Consider the following 19,213-nt stretch of genomic DNA (forward strand, 5'->3'; position numbering starts at 1 on the left):
ACCCAGATTATAGGCGTTGAACCGGAAGGAGCCCCCTCCCTTCGCGCGTCGCTTGATGCAGGAGAGGTCGTCCCGTTGGAGCAAATCGACAAGTTCGTGGACGGCGCAGCCGTAAAGCGAATCGGCGACCTGACCTTCGCCATTTGCCGCGATCTGGTCGACGATGTCATCACGGTTCCGGAAGGCAAAGTTTGTACGACGATGCTGGATCTGTATAACGAGAACGCGATCGTCGCCGAGCCCGCCGGAGCTCTGCCAATCGCGGCGCTTGACGCTTACCGCGACCAGATTGCGGGCAAAAACGTTGTCTGCGTCGTCAGCGGCGGCAATAACGACGTCGACCGCATGCAAGAGATCAAGGAACGTTCGCTTATCTACGAAGGATACAAACATTATTTCATGGTCAGCTTCCCGCAGCGCGCAGGAGCTTTGCGAGAGTTTCTGGATCAGGTGCTCGGTCCAAACGACGATATTACCCGCTTCGAGTATACGAAGAAGTCGAACAAGGACAACGGTCCGGCATTGGTGGGAATCGAGCTCAAGCATCGCGAAGACTATGAGCCGCTCATCGACAGGATGGCCAAGAAAGGCTTCCAATTTTTCGAGCTGAACAAGGATCCGGTTCTGTTTAATCTGCTCATCTAACGATTATCCCGGCATTATGCAAGAGGGCTGCAACTCGACATCTTCCCATGATGCGAGGGTTGCAGCTTTTTTTGCTATAAGCTATTACCAGGCGTAAGCCTTCGGAGCGTCCCCGCCCGGGCCAGGGAAAATCTCGTCGATTCGGGCCAGCGTCGATGCGTCCAACTCCAACTCCACGGCCCGCAGCGAACGCTCGAATTGATTAAGCGTCCGAACGCCGATGATCGGCGCCGTTACGGCCGGGTTAGAGAGCAGCCAGGCAAGCGACACCAGATCTTCCGGCTCGCCAAGCTCGTCGCACAGCTGCGCGTAGGCTTCCAACTGCTCGCCATGCTTGTCCAGCCGCTTTTGATCCCCGCTCCGGCGTCCGCCGTCCTTGCGACGATGGTTGCCCGCGAGCAATCCCCCGTCCAACGGGCTCCACGGAATGACGCCAAGTCCCAGCGCTTGCGATGCCGGCAGCACTTCCAGCTCCGGCAGTCGGCACAGCAGATTGTATTTGTGCTGTTCCGAGACAAGACCCAGCACGCCCCTTGCCTTTGCTTCTCCTTGCGCAACCGCAATGTCCCATCCGGCAAAGTTGCTGGAACCGACATAACCGATCTTCCCTTGCTGCTGGGCCGTTCCGAACGCGCTCCACAATTCGCTCCAGTTGACGTTACGATCGACATGATGCATCTGGTACAGCTCGATGTGGTCAGTCTGCAGACGCTTCAAAGAACCTTCGAGATGACGCCTGATTTTGTAGGCGGACAATCCTTGGTCTCGGTTAGGTCCGTCATATGCGTCATGCATGTCGCCATACACTTTAGTAGCTAGTACCGTGCGCTCCCGTCTGCCGTCCCCCCGCTTGAACCACTTGCCGATGATCTCTTCCGTGCGGCCGGAATTCTTCCCCCAGCCATAGATGTTAGCCGTATCGAAGAAGTTGATTCCCGCATCAAGCGCGGCGTCCATGATCTTGAAAGCTTCCTGCTCGTCGGTATCGACCCCGAAATTCATCGTGCCCAGACATAGTCGGCTAACCCGCAATCCCGATCGGCCCAGATAAGCATATTGCATTCATAATCGCTCCTTCGCCATAAATGATAAATTCGTGGATATTAATCCAAGTATACAAAAAAAATATAAAGGATCCAAACCGCGTTCACTCGGGCTTTACAGTCGACCCCTACACTTGGGGTTAGGAGGTGTGTCCATGCTTTATCCAGCTCATTACCGTCAACCAAAAATTTTGATTCTGTACGCCTCTTACGGAGAAGGACATATCCAGGCGGCAAAGGCGCTGAAAAACGCCATGGAGCAGTTCGGCAACGATCGCACGGTTCTCTACGATCTGATGGCGGAATCCCATCCGTGGCTAAACGGAGTGACGCGCCGCTTCTACCAGAGCAGCTACACGCATATGCCGCATCTTTACGGCTGGATGTACAACTTCACGAAGCCGATGAAACACGATTCGTTGTTCGGCAGCTGGCTTCACTCTTTCGGTCAACATAAGATTCGCCAGCTGTTGGACCAAGAACGTCCGGATGCGGTTATTTATACATTCCCCATCTATGCAATGGGATCCTCGCGCCAAGGGCGGAGCACTCGCCAGATCCCTTCCTACGCCGTCATTACCGACTTCGACCTGCACCGGAGATGGGTTCACCCCGTCGTCGACCGTTATTACGTAGCTACGGAGGATCTCCGAAGCGAGCTGCGCGGAATCGGCATTCCAAAGCGGAAAGTGCGAGTCAGCGGCATCCCCCTCAAGCAGGGCTTCGCGGCTGCCGAGGCTACGCCTGAGCTCTACCGGAAGTATGGGCTGTCTCCCTCCATGCGAACCGTGCTGATTATGGCTGGCGCCCAAGGCGTTATGCCGAACGTCCCCGCGCTTTGCGAAAGTCTTCTTGAGGACCCTGCCATTCAATTGGCTGTCGTCTGCGGCAGGAACGAAGAACTTCGCGCAGACTTGCTAATGCGAGTCACGGGGCATGACTCTGGTTCAAGGCTGCATGCGTACGGCTTCCAACTTGCTATACATGAGCTAATGTCGCTTGCGGATTGCTTGATTACGAAGCCCGGCGGCATTACGCTTGCCGAAGCGATCGCGATCGGACTCCCAACCTTCATCTATCGCCCCGTTCCGGGCCAGGAGAAGCAGAATGCACGTTATCTCGCATCGAAAGGGGCCGCATTCGTGTCCTATGACGCCAGCTCCCTAACCGACCAGCTTCGGGCGTTGATTCACGATCCGGAAAAACTGGGCGCCTGCCGCCACAATATCATGAAACTTCGCGCACCGCTCCATGAGACTATGCAGTCCGGCGAACGTTATTCAACGATGACAGCGAATGCAGCGGAATCCATTATTTTGGATATAATAACCAATAGGGGTATAATGGAACGTATTTCAATCTTCTAACTGGCAAAGGAGCTCGAAACGTGCCTACACAATCCAAACGTTGGTTCGGGGCGGAAATGAGCCTCATCTCGCTCGTTATGTTTATCGTGGAATTTGTCCGGGGAGCCGTGCTCGTCAGCTTGCTGCCCATCTATGGAGCGAATTCGCTGGGCCTCTCGCCCGACGTTATCGGAGCGGCCATCTCCGCTCACTATATTACGGATACGATTCTTAAGATTGCGATCGGTTACCTGCTCGACCGCTTCTCCGCGCGGCTTATTGTTCAGGTCAGTCTGATCATCGCGCTTGCGGGCGTCTATGCGCTGCAATTCGCGGATGTTGCATGGATGTTCATTGGCGCTTCCGCAGTCTATGGCATTGGCATGTCGCCCATCTGGATCGTCTGCTTGACCAAAGTGACGGAGGAGCATCGCGCTACGCAGATGGGCTTCCTCTATACCATCTGGCTGTTCGGTCTTGGCAGCGGCCCGATCGTGTGTAATATTTTGCTCGACTACAGCTCGTCCCTCACCTACTTGCTGCTCGTCCTTCTTTCCGTGCTGGCTTGCCTGCTCTCCTTCTTTATGCCCACGCAGAAGGCGCTCACCGGCACGACCCGAATTCCGCTGGGAAGGCAAGTTGCCGTGCTCAAGGAACGGCTGGTCAAGATGAAGCTGCTGCTGCCAGGCATGATTTTGCAGACGATGGCCGCCAGCATGCTGATCCCCATCCTGCCGGGCTTCGCGGCGGACGAGCTTGGTTTGAGCGGCGCTCAATACTCCATTCTGCTTACCGTCGGTGGATTGTTTGCCGTGGCCGGTCTCATCCCGATGGGCAAGCTGTCCGATAAGCTTGGCGGAGGACGCTGGTTCCTGGTCATAGGCTTTGGCGCCTTCGCTATCGGGTTGTACGTCTTGGCATTGGGGCTTACGTTCTGGTATTGTTTAGGTATTGCGATCATCCTCGGCTTGTCGTATTCGACGATTCTGCCGACTTGGAACGCATTGCTGGCCACTTACGTACCTCCTAAGCAAGAGGGCGTAGGCTGGGGGCTCTTGTCCACGTTCGAAGGGGTTGGCGTCATGATCGGCCCCGTGGTCGGCGGCGTGCTTGCCTTATGGGGCGGCGAGTCGGCCGTGTTCTGGACAAGCGCCGTCATTTTCGCGTTCATCGGAATATTCTATGCTTCATTGAAGGGGATTGGGGCTAAATCATGAGTACATGGCAAGACTGGTTAAATCATCTCAAAAACATGGATATCGACAGCATACAGCGCACGCTCGAAAGTTATTCGCAATTCGGGCCGCTGCCCGGCCTTCTTCTCCCGTTTATTGAATCCTTCTTGCCGTTCCTGCCGCTTATTCTGATTATCGCGGCAAACGCCAATATTTACGGACTGGGCTTCGGCTTCCTGTTCTCCTGGATAGGCGTGACCGCAGGAGCATTGTGCGTCTTCCTGATTTGCCGCACGCTTGGCAAGAACGTCAAAGATAAGCTGATGAGAAGATTCCCCAAGTCCGAACGATTCTTCAATTGGATCGAGCGCAAAGGTTTCACTCCTTTATTTTTGCTTGCCTGCTTCCCGTTCACGCCTTCCGTTATCATTACCGTGATTTCCGGTCTCAGCAAGGTGCCCTTCCATACTTTCCTTCTTGCCACCCTGATGGGTAAGGCTGTCATGATCTTCTGCATCTCGATCATCAGCTTCGACATAGCCAATCTCGTCGAGGAGCCTTGGCGGATCTTCGTCTCTGTTACAGCTGTGCTAGTCATGTGGTTCGGAGGCAAAAGTCTGGAGAGCCGTTATCAGGTTCACGGTTAAGCAGGTGAAGCAATGAATTGGGCCGACATTGCAGCCACGACATTTGTGCTTCTTATCGCAGGCGCGCTTATCCTCGCGATGTTCTACATCGTTCGCGTCGCTTCGGGGGAATCAGAGGGCTCTAAGACGATTCGGGACATGGTCGAGACGTTGTTCGGCACGCCGGCCCATCTGCGGGGCGGAGACGATTCCGCCTCGGGCGAAGGTTCAAGCGGTGGAAGCAGGCTTGCTGGCGCATCGACGCAGCTTCCCTTCCGCGAACCTTGTCCCGCTTGCGGCGAGGAAGTAACCGAAAACGATGTCAACTGTCCTTCCTGCGAGCTTAGACTGCTGTAATCCCGCCGATTCCTCTCCGGTACTCATACATTGTTTCCTTCCGTGGCAAACTAAGGCCGATCTTCCTTGGGAGATCATATTTCCTGAAGAAGAAGGGGCGATTTTTATGTCCGGCAAGCAACCATCACATCTTCAGAAAGCGGCCAGCAAAGCGCAATCGATGGCGGACCGCGGCGCGGCAGGCAAGAAGCGCGCCAGCGAGCTGCAATCCGACGCTGACCGCGCCGCCGTACCCAAGCACGGCTTATAGTCTCTGCAATCGCGGCGAACAGCACGGGCAGCACTCCAACCTGTACCATAGGAGGAATTGGGCATCATGAGCAAGGAAGATAAGGAGCAGCACCGAATGGAGCCGATCTCCGGCGAGCACGTAGAAGCCGACGGCGTTTACCGCAACGAGTGGGGACGCGACGAGCGGTTGGAGCGAGGCGACGTTTTCCCCGCCGATCCTATGTTGGGCACGACGGAGTGGAAGCAAGTGGAGCTTGAGTTCGATAACCATCATGAAGGACGGACGGATCCCCGCCTTGTGCCGCATGATGACGACGATGATCCCGAAGCGCACATGCAGCATCCGAGACGGCATAAAGGCAGCAATAAGGATCAGGAATAAACACGAAATGGCGCTGCCAGGGAGCTCCCTGCACCGCCATTTCTGTCTTTTGTTCGATAAATTGGCTAATGCCCATCAGCCAACCTCTCCGGCATCCACCTGCAGTTTGCTCCTCGCGACTTCGATCCCGTTAACCCATAACGTGAACACATGATTGCCGGCGTAATGCTTGCGTGTGGTCAGATCGGCGAACCGATGCGTACGCTCTCCTTCAACCCGCTTGCCGCCTTGCCATTCCCGATCGGATAACAGAAACCGCTTGAGCGACGTGCTGCCGCTCGACTTCACGAAGTCGATGCCGTATTCCACTCGCAGTTTAAGAGGCTCGCTGCCCTCTTCCCTCTCCGCGGTCGTGAATGCATATCGGAGCTGGACCTCTCCGCCGAGTACTATACTCTCCTCCGATAGCGTAAGGGAAGCGTCCGTAATAAGGCGACCGCCGACCATTCCCGCTTCCGTATAGCCGAACAGCTCCATAATGTCCGGATCAGCGCGCTTGATTAACGTTCTGCAAGCATGCCGAACAATCCAGTCCGTAAGCGGGTTATGTCCCTTCCAGCGCTTGGCCGTGGCAATAACAAGCTCCGGATGGTCCTTCGCAATATCATTTAGATGGTTCGCAACGCTCTTGCGCACATACAGCGCCGGATCTGCTTTAAGCTTCTCCAGCACGGGCATAACCGGTAAAGGATCCCGCTTGAACATCGGCAAAGCAGGAGCCCATGGCAACCTTGGACGCGAACCTTCGCTGGCGAGACGTCTCACATGCTCGCTCGGATGCTCAGCCCAGATCAGCAGCTGCCTTACCATCTCCTGTGGATGATCAAGGATGAACGGCCTGACGGCGAATTCGGCCGAGGATCGCTGCGTAAATCTCTCCAGCGCCTCCATCGAATGAGGGAAGTCCTCCTCCTTCCTTCCGAACACTTCTACAAAATCGGGGAAAAACAGGTAAGGAAAGCCCGTGCAGGCCTCGTCCACCAAATACAGGACATCCAGCGCCTCGCGGTAATTAGTCGGCAGCGCTTCTCCCAGAGACTCCGTTATTCGACGCATTCTTGCTTTCAACTCCAAGCTCTCCCAGTCCCCTTGGCGAGTTTGCCTGAGGAATCGATCACTATCGAAGGGTAGCCACGCATCCTTCATGCGTTTTGCAAATCCTTCGAGAAACAGGCCGTCATATATATGTTTTAATGGTTCCGCCATGACTTTTCAGCTCCTATTTCTCCCTATGCATAAGGGATCATACGTTCCGATCCAGTATACCATACATACGTTCGCGTTCGAAAGGACGAATGCGGCTCGAGTTTAGGATAGCTGTTGTTTGAGCGCCTCGGGCATTTGAATTCGATTGTCCCGATACAGTTCTTTGGTCTTGCGCGGAACCACCGGTACGGTGATCGCCATCGAATCATCCCCCTTCCGAACCGAAGCGGTCAACCACATTCCGTCCGGCTTAAGCGTGACAGCAGGCAATGCCTGTTCTTCTCCCAGCGAAAGTATAAAGATCCATACGGCCTTATCCAGTGCGTGGAAATCAAATTCCCGCTCCTCTCCCGACGCAATTACATAATCGAGGTTTACCCCGTCAGCCGTACGCTCCGCTTGGGCGGAGAGCGGGCCGTACCCAGAGTTGTCCAGCACCGCTTCCACTTGCAGGGCCGTTGCTCCGAGCTGCGCCGCGAGTCGCGCGCCATCTTGAACGACAGGTATATCCAGCGCTGCGGCGTCGCCCCCAATTAGCAATCGAATGCGTAGATCCTCGGCTCTGAATCTGCCGTTAATGATATCGAGATCCTGATGCCAGGCTCCATTATCCGTCGCCAGGTTAAAGCTGAACAACACTTGCTTGCGCGACTGCACACCGGTAAATATGGCGGAGCAGAAGTCCTTGCCGTCCTTTAGAAACTGCAGCTGGACCGACACGACCTTCCCGTCACCGGCGTTGACGTAGCCGATCAAATTGCGTCGCTGGTTCCACATGCTTCCGCTGCTGAAACTGCCCAGCGTCAGTGCCTCATTCTGATAGGTGGTTGCATAATTTTGATAGCCGGTCTCCACCGCAAGCACCGTCGGCTCTGTATAATAACGCTCCTCCGATGAGTCGAATAAGGAACGATACTTCTCGGGACAACGGGGACCGGATGATTCTATCGCCAGTCCGTTTGCCAGAAACTCCCGTTCAATAGGGCGAAGCGCCGTTCTGTACGTCCGGCTATGCGGTCCTCCCCATGCACCCGTCGCCGCATGATAATGCCTCCCGATCATAAACCACGCAATGTCCAGCAGTTGCCCGGCAATCTCCACGGCCTCTGCCGAGCTCGATTGCGAATAAATGACCTGCAGTTCTTCAATCGCAATAGGCGTATAGCACGGGCTGTTGTATTCCGAGAAGGTGCCAATCCCCGTTGTATACGCATGAAACCTTCTGAGACGCTGCTCTCCATAACTTCTAAATTCTTCTTTCCCCAGCACTTCGCCGCCAAGAAGCGTCACCACCGCTCCCATGATGGCAATATTCGTATAATGAGGCCCAACATCCCGAATCATGATAGCCCTGCAAGCGTGATACACAGCGTCTCGGAGTTTCGACAGAAGCGGTTGCGGAAGGAGCTGCGCATTATTTTTTAGAATCATCAGCAGCTTCTTGCCGTGAAAGTCGGCCATATTCCAGTCGGGTCGATCCATCTCATCTAACGTTTCCTCATAGAAGTACGGCCAAATCCCATAAGTCGCCCGTGTCGAATCCTGATCCTGACAGGACATCACTACCTCCAGAATGGCAGCAGCTTTCCGTGTATAGTCCTCGCCCCCATACTGAAGCAAATCATACGCATAACAAGTAGACGGATACAACGCGTAGACAAAAGGATGCGCATCCGGCTTCAGCGCAGTATGATAAGTTGCCGTCAGCGGAGTGCGGACGAGCTTGGCCTGAGCGTCATAGTTTGTTTCCGTTTCTTTAATCCTGGCCGCCAGTTCGGCACTGCGCATGATCGATCTCTCCTTCTCCTTTATCTTTTAATGCGATATTCACCTGCAGAAAGCTTCCTTGTCGCATCCCCATGCCCGAACGTAGCAGATACCCCTTGCGGAAGAATAACGTTTATATATTCCCGATCCCACGAAATTTCCAATCTTCCGTAAGGGGTTTGATGCCATGCTCGGAACTCGCCGATGTCCGCCGGGATATGGGGGGTTAATCTGACGTGCTTAAATCCCGGGTTGTTGTCGTCAATATTGAATCCTGCGAGCGCCTTGTAATACCACGCGCCAATTTCGGCGAACATAAAATGATTCATCGATGAACCGCCGTACCAGTTCTCGCCCAACGTTCCCGCGCATAAGCCTGCCAGGTGCCCCCAGCCCGGAAAATCCTCTTGTGAGGCAATTTTATAGGCAAGGTCAAACCGGCCATTGTTTGTAAGTACATCCAAAAGCATTTTCGAGCAAAACATGCCTCCCATAATATGATCATCCGCTAATTCCACTGTTCTGATCAGGTTATCCAGCGTTGCTGACACGTCCTCTGCAAGGCCAAAATAAAGCATCATTGCATAAAAAATCTGACTGTCCGTCTGAATAGCGGCAAATTGCTTTATAAATGCTGATTTTATATCATTCGAAAGCTCTGCGGCCTGTAGCTCGCTTTCTTCCTCGTGCAGAATCCCGGATATCTTCCGGAAAATATCCGCCATGTAATAAGAATAGGCGGTAAGCAGCGATTCTACCGGGAATGCTGGCGCAACCGAAGGAGCAGACCAGTCGCCTAGACCGATCCGGCAAATGCCATTGTCGAGAATGGATTGCAGATAGCCGATATATTTTCCCATTGGCTCATAGTACCTGCGTATATATTCGACCTTCCCCGTGTATCGATACAACTCCCAGGGAATAACGAATAAAGCGGCATCCCATGTAGGCCCGCACAACATGTGATCATATCCCCAACTGCTTGTCGGAGCGATGCAAGGAATACGGCCGCTTGGACGTTGGCAATCTACAATATCATCCAGCCATTTGAAATAGGCTTCACCCATTTGAAAGTTGAACAGCGCTTGTTCGCAAGCCAAATGCGCATCTCCGGTCCAGCCGTTTTTTTCGCGGTGCGGACAATCGGTTGGAATATGATGAAAATTAGTCAAAGTAGACCGGCGCACGGCTGCCTGAATTTTCGCAACGAGGGGATTGTCGCATTGAATGCCCCCTGCATCGGATAGATCGGTATGGAAACAACGAGCGACAACCTCGAGCGACTCATACTCTCCATAGACTCTTGCATAACGGAAGCCGTTGTAATTGAACTCGCTATGCCAGGTCTCGACTCCCTCGCCCGATAAGATATATTCGTCGCATTGAAATCTGTCATCATAAACATGTTGTTTATATCTTTCCAGGTCCGGAGTCGCCGTAGATCTCAACAGCTCGAAATACTGAATCGTCACTTTGCTGCCTTGCCGTCCGGTTACTTTAATTTCTACATTTCCCGAAAGATTGACGCCGAAATCATAGATGACAGGCAATGGGCTCGGCACAATAGCCACGGGCTTAATGAGCTCCCTAACCCGTATAGGAGAAATCTGCTGCTCTTTCATCACGCCGCCAGGCGCGGGCGCAATGGAGGGTTTCTCCCATCTATCGATCTTAAATCCCGCATCGAACGTTTCGCCGCACCGCAGGGAGTTAAAACGAGTACCGCTCTGAGCGCATTCCCACGTTGTGTCCGACATCAGAAACAGTTGCCCATCCATGTACAATTCCGCAATCAATCTCGGCTGTGCGCGCCATGCCGAGTGTTCGAACTGCCATGCCGAAGGCTGTAATTCATTATACCAGCCGTTGCCCAATGTAACCTCGAGCTCATTGCCCCCTTCTGCCAAGTAGTTGTCCACCTCGTAAACGTTAAACAAGACCGTTTTGTCGTAAGCGGTAAACGCAGGCTGCATAATATCGTCGCCGACACGTCGTCCATTTATGTTCAACACATAGAAGCCTAGTCCGCATATACGAATTTGCGCTTTTTTAATGCCGCCAGGCATTTGAAACTTTTTTCTGAAGACAGGCGCTGCATGATCGGGACATCCGGTATGCGTAATCCATTTTGCTTTCCATGCTTGGTTGACATTCATTGCTTCACTTTCTTTCATCGAGAATCACTCCTGCTGCTCCTGCCTCTGCTCCCGGTACTCCGAAGGGGTGAGCGCCGTAAGCTTCTTGAAGATGCGAATAAACGTATTGACATTGCTGTAACCGACGGATTCCGCAATCACCTTGATTTTCTCATCGGTTTCCATCAACAGCCGCTTGGCTTGATTGATTCGCAGATTCATCAGGTAATCAATAAAGTTGCTTTCCGTCTGCTCCTTGAACAGCCTGCTCAAGTGAGATACGCTCACGCGCAATTCGTCGGCCAACAAATTCAGCGACAGGTCGGCTCTGCCGAAATCCTTGTTAATGTAGTCCAGCACCTTGACGATCAGATCGCTTTTCTCCCGTTTGCCGCGTTTTGTCCGAATCAGATCCATGTACTCTCGAAGCATGGTCAAAAAGAAACCTTTCATCTCATCCAAACTGTCGTATTGATTCAGGGCATCTCTCATTTCCTGCGGCATGCGGAATTGCTCCGGCTCGATGCCCGCTTCCCCTGCCACTACGGCAGCCTTCATCAAACATTGCAGATTCAGTTGGCGAATCATCTCCGGAGGCACTCCGTATTGGGTAAAGGCCTCGAACCAGCGGTCCGTCTGCGCCTTCAGCTTCTCCCCGTCCAAGAGCTTCAATGAATCCATCATCCCGTCCGTCATCGCTACCAACCTGTAATATTGGGCGGACTCGTCACTTTGCACATCATCCCGGGTGATCACCATATTCGAGCCCAGTATCAACCGATAAGCCAATACGTCGCATGCTTGTTTGAAGGACTGACTGATCTCCCCCGCCGCTTCCGCCAGACCGCCCACGCCGATCGTGACCGTGCGCTTGAAGTTTTCAGCGACATAATTTTTGATCAAATCCGCCACAACGCTGGCTCGAAGTTCGGCTTCCACGCCGCTATCCTGAAAGCTCATCAGTATAGCGCAGCAGCCGTTTTCCAATTCAATAGCCACGCCTTTGCCTTCCGCCTGGATCAACTCCTCGGCTACATTGCATAGCGCGTAATTGTACAGATGCGTATCTTGGGCGGTCAAACTTTCGTTACGCTGATCAAATTCCGCCACCATCACGACAAACCGGTTCATATCCAGCTGAATCCCCAACATACCCATGTGCTGCCTTGTATTGGAGATATTGATCTTGGAATCGGACAGCAGCTCTATGACCAGCTGCCATTTTAGAATCGGCTTTGTCTCTCGGACCTGCTGCTGCAACTGCTCGCTGTTGACCAGGAAATCCTCGAACCGGGACTCCAATATTCGAAATCCGTCTCCTCCCGCTTCCCCTGTGTGCCCAGGAGATACGGCATTCAATCTGGAGGAGATCGTTCCCAGGAATCGGTTCAGCGGCTTAAATGTCCATCTGCCTACGGCAAGAGCCAGAACAGCCGCCGTTAACAAGATCAATCCGGACAGAACGACCAGCGTATTGCGAATCACAGTCAACGGTTTGTTGAGCTCGATCTCCGAGACGATTCTCGTAATTCTCCATCCGGTATACGGATTCACCTTGTAGAAGACGATAGAATCTTTGTTCTCAACCTTGGCATGGAAGTAGCCTACGCTCTTACCCTCCGAGGCCATCTGCGCCACGAAAGGCGTGGAGCCCATGTTCTCCCCCAGCTTGGACTCGTCGGGATGGAGCACTACCAGCCCCCCTTTGTCCAGCACAAGATTCAGGCCTTGAGCATCCCCCTCGTGATGGATCAGAGGCAGCAGCATCTCTTCCTTCAAATTAAAAGCGATGGCTCCCTTCCTTGCGCCCGTGGAATGAATCAGCGGATAAGTCCGAACGAACGACACCACATTACGATAAATTGGAAAGTTGGAATTGCTGATCAACAGCTTGCGACTTGCTAACCAGTTGGAATAACCGTCGAATTGGGCGAACTGTCCGATCCAGGCGTAATCCTTGAGCCTCATCTCCTCCGTCAAGATATCTCCCGACACCAGCCTGTCCTGGGAATAAGAGTAGATGTCTACGGAGAACAGATATTCATTGCTGCGGATTAGTCTGTCGATGTGACTGCCGATCCGATAATCGTTTTCGGTTCGTTCCCCTTGGGGCATACTATCGTCAAAAAACGTTTTGATTTCATCGTATTGAACCAGCTGGATGGCTTCGTTGTCGATGCTCTTCAGCACCAAATCCAGCTTCTGCTCCATATGATCCAGGAGCTCCACATTTGTTCTGACGAGCTGGTCCTTCAGATCATTGGTGAAAATAAAATAAAACAACACGGCCGACACGGTTACGATCAGGAACAGGAACATGATCAGACCTGTAATTATTTTTTTCATCCATCGGCTCTGCACACTCTTCATTGTCCCGTTCCTTTCGTGCGGTTGCTATTTAAAGTCGGTTTTGTTCCCCTCGTACCATTCCTGAGCCATGGCCTCTACGTCTTCCCCGCCCAGGCGCGTCCATTCCTTGCGAATTTCCTCCAGCCCCCATGCCGACGTATACTGGCTGCCCTGCATCGTCACCTTGGCGCGAATCACCTCGATAAAAGGTTTCAACGCCGTCTGGATATCGTTCAGCTCCGTAAAGTTCGGCTGATACGGAATATCCCGGCGAAACTTGTTCCGAGTCGCCGTCTCCAGTCCCTTCTGGCTCAATGCCGCCAGCCTCTGGGAAATCTCGTCAGGCGCCGCCTTCACCAGCAGATCCTCGGGCGAGAACTTCGCATCCCGCACAACCGCATATTCGCCCGCATACGACACTTCCTTTTTGTACTTTTCCGCATCTAGCATTTGGGCCACTCCGCTAACATCCTTGTAATGAACGCCCTCTTCTCCGTTGACCAGCGACTTCCATCCCTCATCTACCATCCAATCCAAATATTCGACCGCGGCCTTCGGGTTTTTCATTTCCTTATTGAAGGCTACGAAAATATTAGGCGGCGTTTCTTGGTACAGACCGAATTTTCCGTTTTTGGTGGACACGGGCTCAAGCGGTACCGGATTGGCTTCCGGCTCGTTCTTTAGCATATTCCGGATGTGGTTCTCCATCGCGCTGCCGCCCCAACTACCGGCGAAGATGCCCGCTTTGCCCGTCGTCCACAGTTGGATAGCCCTCTGAAAGTTTTTGTCCGTCAAATATTCCTTGTCCACCAGCCCCGCTTCGTACATTTGTTTCTCCAACTCCATCGCATCCCCGAACCGGTCGAGCGTGGCTCCGTACTTCATGCTGCCGTCCTCGAGGTACCATTGATTTCCAATGGCCGCGTTCATCGCCGCATAGGTATCAAAGACCGTGCTGCCTACCAACGCCGTTGTATCGTCCTGCTTGTTGCCGTCCGGATCCTGTTCCTTGAATGCCTTCGCCACTTCGATCAATTCGTCCATCGTTGTCGGCGTCTTGAGGCCCAGCTTATCCAACCAATCTTGCCGGATCCACAGACCATGATTGGCGATGCCATCCGTCGTCCGAGCGTTCGCGACCGCATACATTTGACCATCGAAGGTCAGGTAAGGCAACAGCTCGGGATGCTCCTGCAAATATGTTTTGTAGGATGTGCTGTACTGCTCGATATAAGCGTCCACGGGCTGCAGCGCGCCTTGGGTAATCAGCTTGCCGATATAAGCCCGATCGTAATCCCAGATCAGATCCGGCGCCCGATTCGAGGCGATAAGCACATTCAGCTTGTCCTGAGCCTGGTTGCGGGGCACGGGCACCATCGTTACGTCAATTCCGGACTGCTCCCGGATCCACTTCACCCAACGATTGTTTTCATAGGTTCCCTCGTCGCTGGATACGGCTCCCCGGTCGAACGCGGAGATGCTGACCGCTTTCGGCAGATCGGCATACGGATCTGCTTCCGTCGCGGACGACTCGTTTCCGGGCAATGCCGAGTGTTCATCCGCTCCCGGATTCGAACAGCCAGTCAACCCCGTTCCCGCAAGCAGGCATGCGGCGGTTGTCAGGGCAGTGAGCATCTTATGTCTTGTTTCCATTCGTAGCCCGACCTCCTGAATTCCGTATAGTATACATGGCCGCCAGAGATGAGCCTGCGATATCGGCCACTGCCGCGCATATGCGTCAGACCCACTCTAACGGTAACATGCTGCAATGAATATCCGAAATCTCTACTTTTTGCGGAAGTGTCTATTTTTTGAGGATATGCCCTTGATCGGCATGCCATTTCGTGCTTTCGGCAGCTTTGAACGTCATAGACGTATCAGGGGACCAGCAGCAGATCCCCAAAAGCACTGCGGTCTTTGCCCGAGCCAATCCCGCCCATATACTCCATCCAGCCGCGTCTGCCGGAACCGTCATTGTCATTGATGAGCATAGCAAATCCAAAATTCGAGCCTGGGGCTGCCGTCACGCCAGCCGGCAATAACGCATCCCATGGAATCGCCATTTCATAAGTGGTCGTATTGCTGTTGTCGTCTCGAATGACCGAAGCTTGTGCGTTGCTCAGGCTTGAAACTCCCGAGGCGGCGGTCCATCTCCAGACAACGACATTGGAGGTGTTCGGGTTCAAAGCAATACCGATTTCATTATATCCGAGATTGGACGCCCCCGACTTTCTGCCGGGATCTATAGTGAACTGTATGCTGTCCCCTTTCCATATATCGCCATTCGTATCGGCTTGAACATGAACATCATCCTTTATCGCAACGGCATAATAGAAATAATCGTCATCCCATTGGATAAAACCCGTGCCGCTTAGATCGTTGACTCCTCCCCAGTTGCTCATCTGCACCTGTGACGTTTGATCGATGAGGATTGGCATCGCATCGGACCATTCACCCGGCGATAATACTCCGTCGATGATTGGCGCAGTAGAAGTTTGCTGCGCGGCGAGGAAGCTGATTCTCCGATCAACAACCGCGCTGACTCCGCCGTTTAATGTGGTTTGAATTTGCAAATCATACAGCTTTGGCTCCGGATTTCCCGGAAACGCATAGGTTACGGTTGCCGTTTGATTGGCCGCGGCGGCAAACGTTTTGTTCTGACTCCCTTGATCCCATGGCGAAGAACCGATAATTTGGATCTCTCCGGATATTCCCGTATTCATATTGTTGTCGATGCTAATGCTGACATGCCATTGTTTTCCTTGCGGCGTTTCCAGCAATTGCGGGTCTACCCGGACTTGATAAGGATCCTTGACCTCTATATTCTGAGCGAAGTTTCCTTCCACATATACAGGCACTTCCGAGATCGGCAACGTTATGATGCCATTGCCATCAGTGGTTGCACTGCTGCTATTGCCAAACAAATCATACGATGCCGCAGTGGAAGTACCTAGAGTTAACGCGAGATTTTTGATATCGCCTTTGCTCCATAACACAAGCACGTCTTTTTGATCCGAATTGCGATAAAATCGATAAGCTTGGACTTGATCGCCAGCGGCATAGGCTTGAACAAACTCCGATCCTGAAAGCATGTTAGTAAGCGAACGATAAGCCACATAGTTCTCTTTCGCGGACCAAGGCGTACCTTCGTGCTCCCCTCTGACCAGACCGAAATGACCTTCAAGACTTGTCGGCGGTTTAGGGTCATTCTTAAAATCATACCAGAAAACCTTATCTGCAAGGCCGCTGCCAAGTGCCAAAGTATACGTCTTAACGACATTAGCTCCCGACGTTAACTCGCTTACGCCTCTGGTCAAACTTTCGCTGGTCGGCCAGCCTATCTCGGTCACCCATATCGGCTTGGCAGGGCCATAGGCCAGAAACAGATTCTTGATCGACTGTAGACTGGCTACGAATCCACCGTCATCAGGGTTGATCGGATAGGTATAGGGATGAACGGATACGGCATCCATATCATCATATCCGCCTGCCGCCAATACTCTGCTGATCCATCCTGCATCCGCCCCCGATGTGGCGCCGCCTATGACTATCGCATCGGGATTGACCGCCTTGATGGCGGCATATGCCGCTTTAAGCACTTTTGCGTACGCCTCCGGCGAAAGACGATCCGGGTTGCCTCCTCCGATATTCCATTCATTCCATATTTCAAAGTGATCCACCCTGCCTAGAAAGTGTTCTGCCAGCTCGCCCGCATAACGGGCATAGGCTGCAATTCCTTCATCGGTATAAGGCGCCTTGCCATCATCGTAAAACGGATTGCCGTAATCGACAATAAACAAAGGACTGATGCCTTTGGACAATGCAGTGTCCACAAACATATCCCATGCGGGTGGAATGCTAATCTGCCCTTTTACCGTTTCGGCGACTGTCCATCTCGCGTCGTCCCTGATCCACTGGATTCCTGTCTGTGCGATCTGAGTAAGATACGTGTCTACATAATTGGCATCGGTTTTATTAAGCAGATGAATCGCAGTGCCGAACACGCTGCTCGGAGAGCTTTCGCCCGGAGCCGGCGCCCTGCTGAATGGGAAGCTCTCCTGCTCGTTAATATTGCCATTGTCGCCTGTTGCCGTTACCTCCAAAGTATATACGCCGTAACGATCGATAGCCGAGAAGTCCAGATCTTGATCCAGTACCCCGCTCACGGGCACATCCGCATTAAAATTTCCGGTTGCGATCAAGTTATTGCCGGAATCCTTTACGCCGTAATCCACTTGAACATTTTTGATCTGGTTTGTGGAGTTTTTCAGCGTCAGACTCAATATCGCCGGTTCATTAGCCGAAAAAATATGACCCGTTGGTCCATCGATGCCAATAACGAAGTCCTTTGGCTTGAATACGATGTCGTCAAACCAAACGTCGCCGCCCGCATTAGCATCCAACCTGACATATATGCGGATATAGGCCGCCCCAACCGCAAATCGGCTTAGCTCTGTCGTATACTCCGTCCAATCCTGACTGCCTCCGGTCTGAATCAGCTTCATCGTATCGTGCCAACCCAGAGAATTCATATTGGCATCAATCACTAAAGCGTTTACACTCGCGGCATCCGAAACAGATATGCCGGATGTTTTGATCCAAGTAGACAGCGTATAAACTTCGTTGGATTGTATAGGAATCAACACGCTTCCCCAATACTGTGTGGTCGTGGCCGCCGTCATGCTCGCACTCTGGTTGCCGTTTCGTTTAACAGCCGTATCCAGACTCCCCCCTGCTCTGGGCGACCATAGACCCGACTCAAAGCCGCCGTTGACCAGCATATTGTCGGATACCTTCAACTCGACGTCATCAAACCATACAGAACCGCTCGAATTGCCATCCAACCTGACATATATTCGAATATAGGCCGTACCAGCTGCAAATTGGCTCAGCTCCGTCGTATATTTCGTCCAATCTTGACTGCCTCCGGTCCGAATCAGCTTCATCGTATTGTACCAGCCTATTGCGTTCATGTTGGCATCAACCATTAAAGCGTTTACACTTGCTGAATCAGAAACGGAGATGCCGGATGTTTTGATCCAAGCCGACAGCTCATAGATGATGTTCGATTCTACAGGTATCAATGCGCTTCCCAGATACTGTGTCGTCGCGGTTGCAGTCATACTCGCACTCTGGTTGCCGTTATGCTTAACAGCCGTGTCTATGCTTCCTCCCGCTCTGGGAGACCATAGACCTGATTCAAATCCTCCGTTGGCAATGAGATTTTCAGTAGAAACGATAGATTCTACCGAATTCGGTGCAGCCGCTTGCGCAGTTACAACAAGATCAGCAGGAAATACGGCTTGAAATAACAAAAAGATAACTATAAAAATGGCTAAACGAACCGTTCTCGTTGTTTCATTCCGCTTACTCGTAGACATCATGTATACCCCTTTCAGTTTTGTGTTTTGAAAGAAGAGACAGTGCCTCAGCCTTTCTTGAAATCTTTTCGTGAAAGTCGAGGCCTGTCTCGGTTAGCTTGCAATCTCTACGCTTTATTTAGAAGTTCGCTTTGTTCGCTTCGTACCATTCCTGCGCCTTGACTTCTACTGCTTCTCCGCCCAGGCGCGTCCATTCCTTGCGGATTTCCTCCAGCCCCCATGCCGACGTATACTGGCTGCCCTGCATCGTCACCTTGGCGCGAACCTCTTCGATAAAAGGTTTCAACGCCGTCTGGATATCGTTCAGCTCCGTAAAGTTCGGCTGATACGGAATATCCCGGCGAAACTTGTTCCGAGTCGCCGTCTCCAGTCCCTTCTGGCTCAATGCCGCCAGCCTCTGGGAAATCTCGTCAGGCGCCGCCTTCACCAGCAGATCCTCGGGCGAGAACTTCGCATCCCGCACAACCGCATACTCGCCCGCATACGACACTTCTTTTTTGAACTTCTCCGCATCTAGCATTTGGGCCACTCCGCTAACATCCTTGTAATGAACGCCCTCTTCTCCGTTGA

General features: G+C 52.7%; 14 protein-coding genes and 1 pseudogene. 7 read left to right on the plus strand and 8 right to left on the minus strand.

Annotated elements, in window-relative coordinates; genetic code table 11:
* On the plus strand, window positions 1–645 hold a 645-nt coding region (locus tag PAT3040_RS39265), incomplete at its 5' end, for a pyridoxal-phosphate dependent enzyme (RefSeq protein WP_258235263.1).
* A gap of 84 nt (window positions 646–729) precedes the next feature.
* Here the strand turns inward: PAT3040_RS39265 and PAT3040_RS31765 are convergent.
* Window positions 730–1,707, minus strand: a complete 978-nt coding sequence (locus PAT3040_RS31765; RefSeq protein WP_108995833.1) for an aldo/keto reductase — start codon at window positions 1,705–1,707, stop codon at window positions 730–732.
* A gap of 136 nt (window positions 1,708–1,843) precedes the next feature.
* On the opposite strand from PAT3040_RS31765, the gene PAT3040_RS31770 reads away from it, so the two are divergent.
* The 6 genes from PAT3040_RS31770 (at window position 1,844) to PAT3040_RS31790 (ending at window position 5,805) form a co-directional block, all read left to right on the plus strand.
* A complete protein-coding gene (locus tag PAT3040_RS31770) occupies window positions 1,844–3,055 on the plus strand; it encodes an MGDG synthase family glycosyltransferase (RefSeq protein ID WP_108995834.1) in 1,212 nt (403 codons plus the stop codon).
* Between the two features lie 20 nt (window positions 3,056–3,075).
* The gene (locus PAT3040_RS31775; protein ID WP_258235264.1) at window positions 3,076–4,251 is read left to right on the plus strand and encodes an MFS transporter; all 1,176 of its coding nucleotides are present in this window, start codon (window positions 3,076–3,078) and stop codon (window positions 4,249–4,251) included.
* The gene (locus PAT3040_RS31780; protein ID WP_108995835.1) at window positions 4,248–4,856 is read left to right on the plus strand and encodes a TVP38/TMEM64 family protein; all 609 of its coding nucleotides are present in this window, start codon (window positions 4,248–4,250) and stop codon (window positions 4,854–4,856) included. Before PAT3040_RS31775 ends, PAT3040_RS31780 begins: the two co-directional genes overlap by 4 nt.
* A 12-nt stretch (window positions 4,857–4,868) precedes the next feature.
* Complete coding sequence (locus tag PAT3040_RS31785; RefSeq protein WP_108995836.1) at window positions 4,869–5,192, plus strand: zinc ribbon domain-containing protein; 324 nt, start codon at window positions 4,869–4,871, stop codon at window positions 5,190–5,192.
* Window positions 5,193–5,298: 106 nt separating this feature from the next.
* A complete protein-coding gene (locus tag PAT3040_RS37720; protein WP_179216006.1) occupies window positions 5,299–5,442 on the plus strand; it encodes a hypothetical protein in 144 nt (47 codons plus the stop codon).
* Between the two features lie 66 nt (window positions 5,443–5,508).
* Window positions 5,509–5,805: a transposase gene (locus PAT3040_RS31790; protein WP_087572746.1), complete on the plus strand. Its 297-nt coding sequence runs from the start codon at window positions 5,509–5,511 to the stop codon at window positions 5,803–5,805.
* 75 nt (window positions 5,806–5,880) lie between these two features.
* Here the strand turns inward: PAT3040_RS31790 and PAT3040_RS31795 are convergent, their stop codons facing one another.
* The 7 genes and pseudogenes from PAT3040_RS31795 to PAT3040_RS31825 form a co-directional block, all read right to left on the minus strand.
* Entirely contained in the window at window positions 5,881–7,011 is a 1,131-nt protein-coding gene (locus PAT3040_RS31795) for a DNA alkylation repair protein (RefSeq protein WP_108995837.1), read from the minus strand.
* A 102-nt stretch (window positions 7,012–7,113) separates the two neighbouring features.
* Window positions 7,114–8,799 carry a DUF8769 domain-containing protein gene (locus tag PAT3040_RS31800; protein WP_108995838.1) on the minus strand — a complete coding sequence of 562 codons (1,686 nt, stop codon included), beginning with the start codon at window positions 8,797–8,799 and terminating at the stop codon, window positions 7,114–7,116.
* A 20-nt stretch (window positions 8,800–8,819) separates the two neighbouring features.
* Complete coding sequence (locus tag PAT3040_RS31805) at window positions 8,820–10,952, minus strand: alpha-L-rhamnosidase (RefSeq protein ID WP_108995839.1); 2,133 nt, start codon at window positions 10,950–10,952, stop codon at window positions 8,820–8,822.
* A gap of 6 nt (window positions 10,953–10,958) precedes the next feature.
* Window positions 10,959–13,259, minus strand: a complete 2,301-nt coding sequence (locus tag PAT3040_RS31810) for a helix-turn-helix domain-containing protein (protein WP_181376961.1) — start codon at window positions 13,257–13,259, stop codon at window positions 10,959–10,961.
* 48 nt (window positions 13,260–13,307) lie between these two features.
* A complete protein-coding gene (locus PAT3040_RS31815) occupies window positions 13,308–14,915 on the minus strand; it encodes an extracellular solute-binding protein (protein ID WP_108995841.1) in 1,608 nt (535 codons plus the stop codon).
* Between the two features lie 224 nt (window positions 14,916–15,139).
* Window positions 15,140–18,643 carry a sugar-binding protein gene (locus tag PAT3040_RS31820; protein WP_181376962.1) on the minus strand — a complete coding sequence of 1,168 codons (3,504 nt, stop codon included), beginning with the start codon at window positions 18,641–18,643 and terminating at the stop codon, window positions 15,140–15,142.
* A 118-nt stretch (window positions 18,644–18,761) separates the two neighbouring features.
* Window positions 18,762–19,213: pseudogene (locus tag PAT3040_RS31825) on the minus strand (extracellular solute-binding protein); the annotation flags it as partial.

The sequence above is a fragment of the Paenibacillus agaridevorans genome (assembly GCF_003112455.1).
GTDB classification, from domain to species: Bacteria; Bacillota; Bacilli; order Paenibacillales; family Paenibacillaceae; genus Pristimantibacillus; species Pristimantibacillus agaridevorans.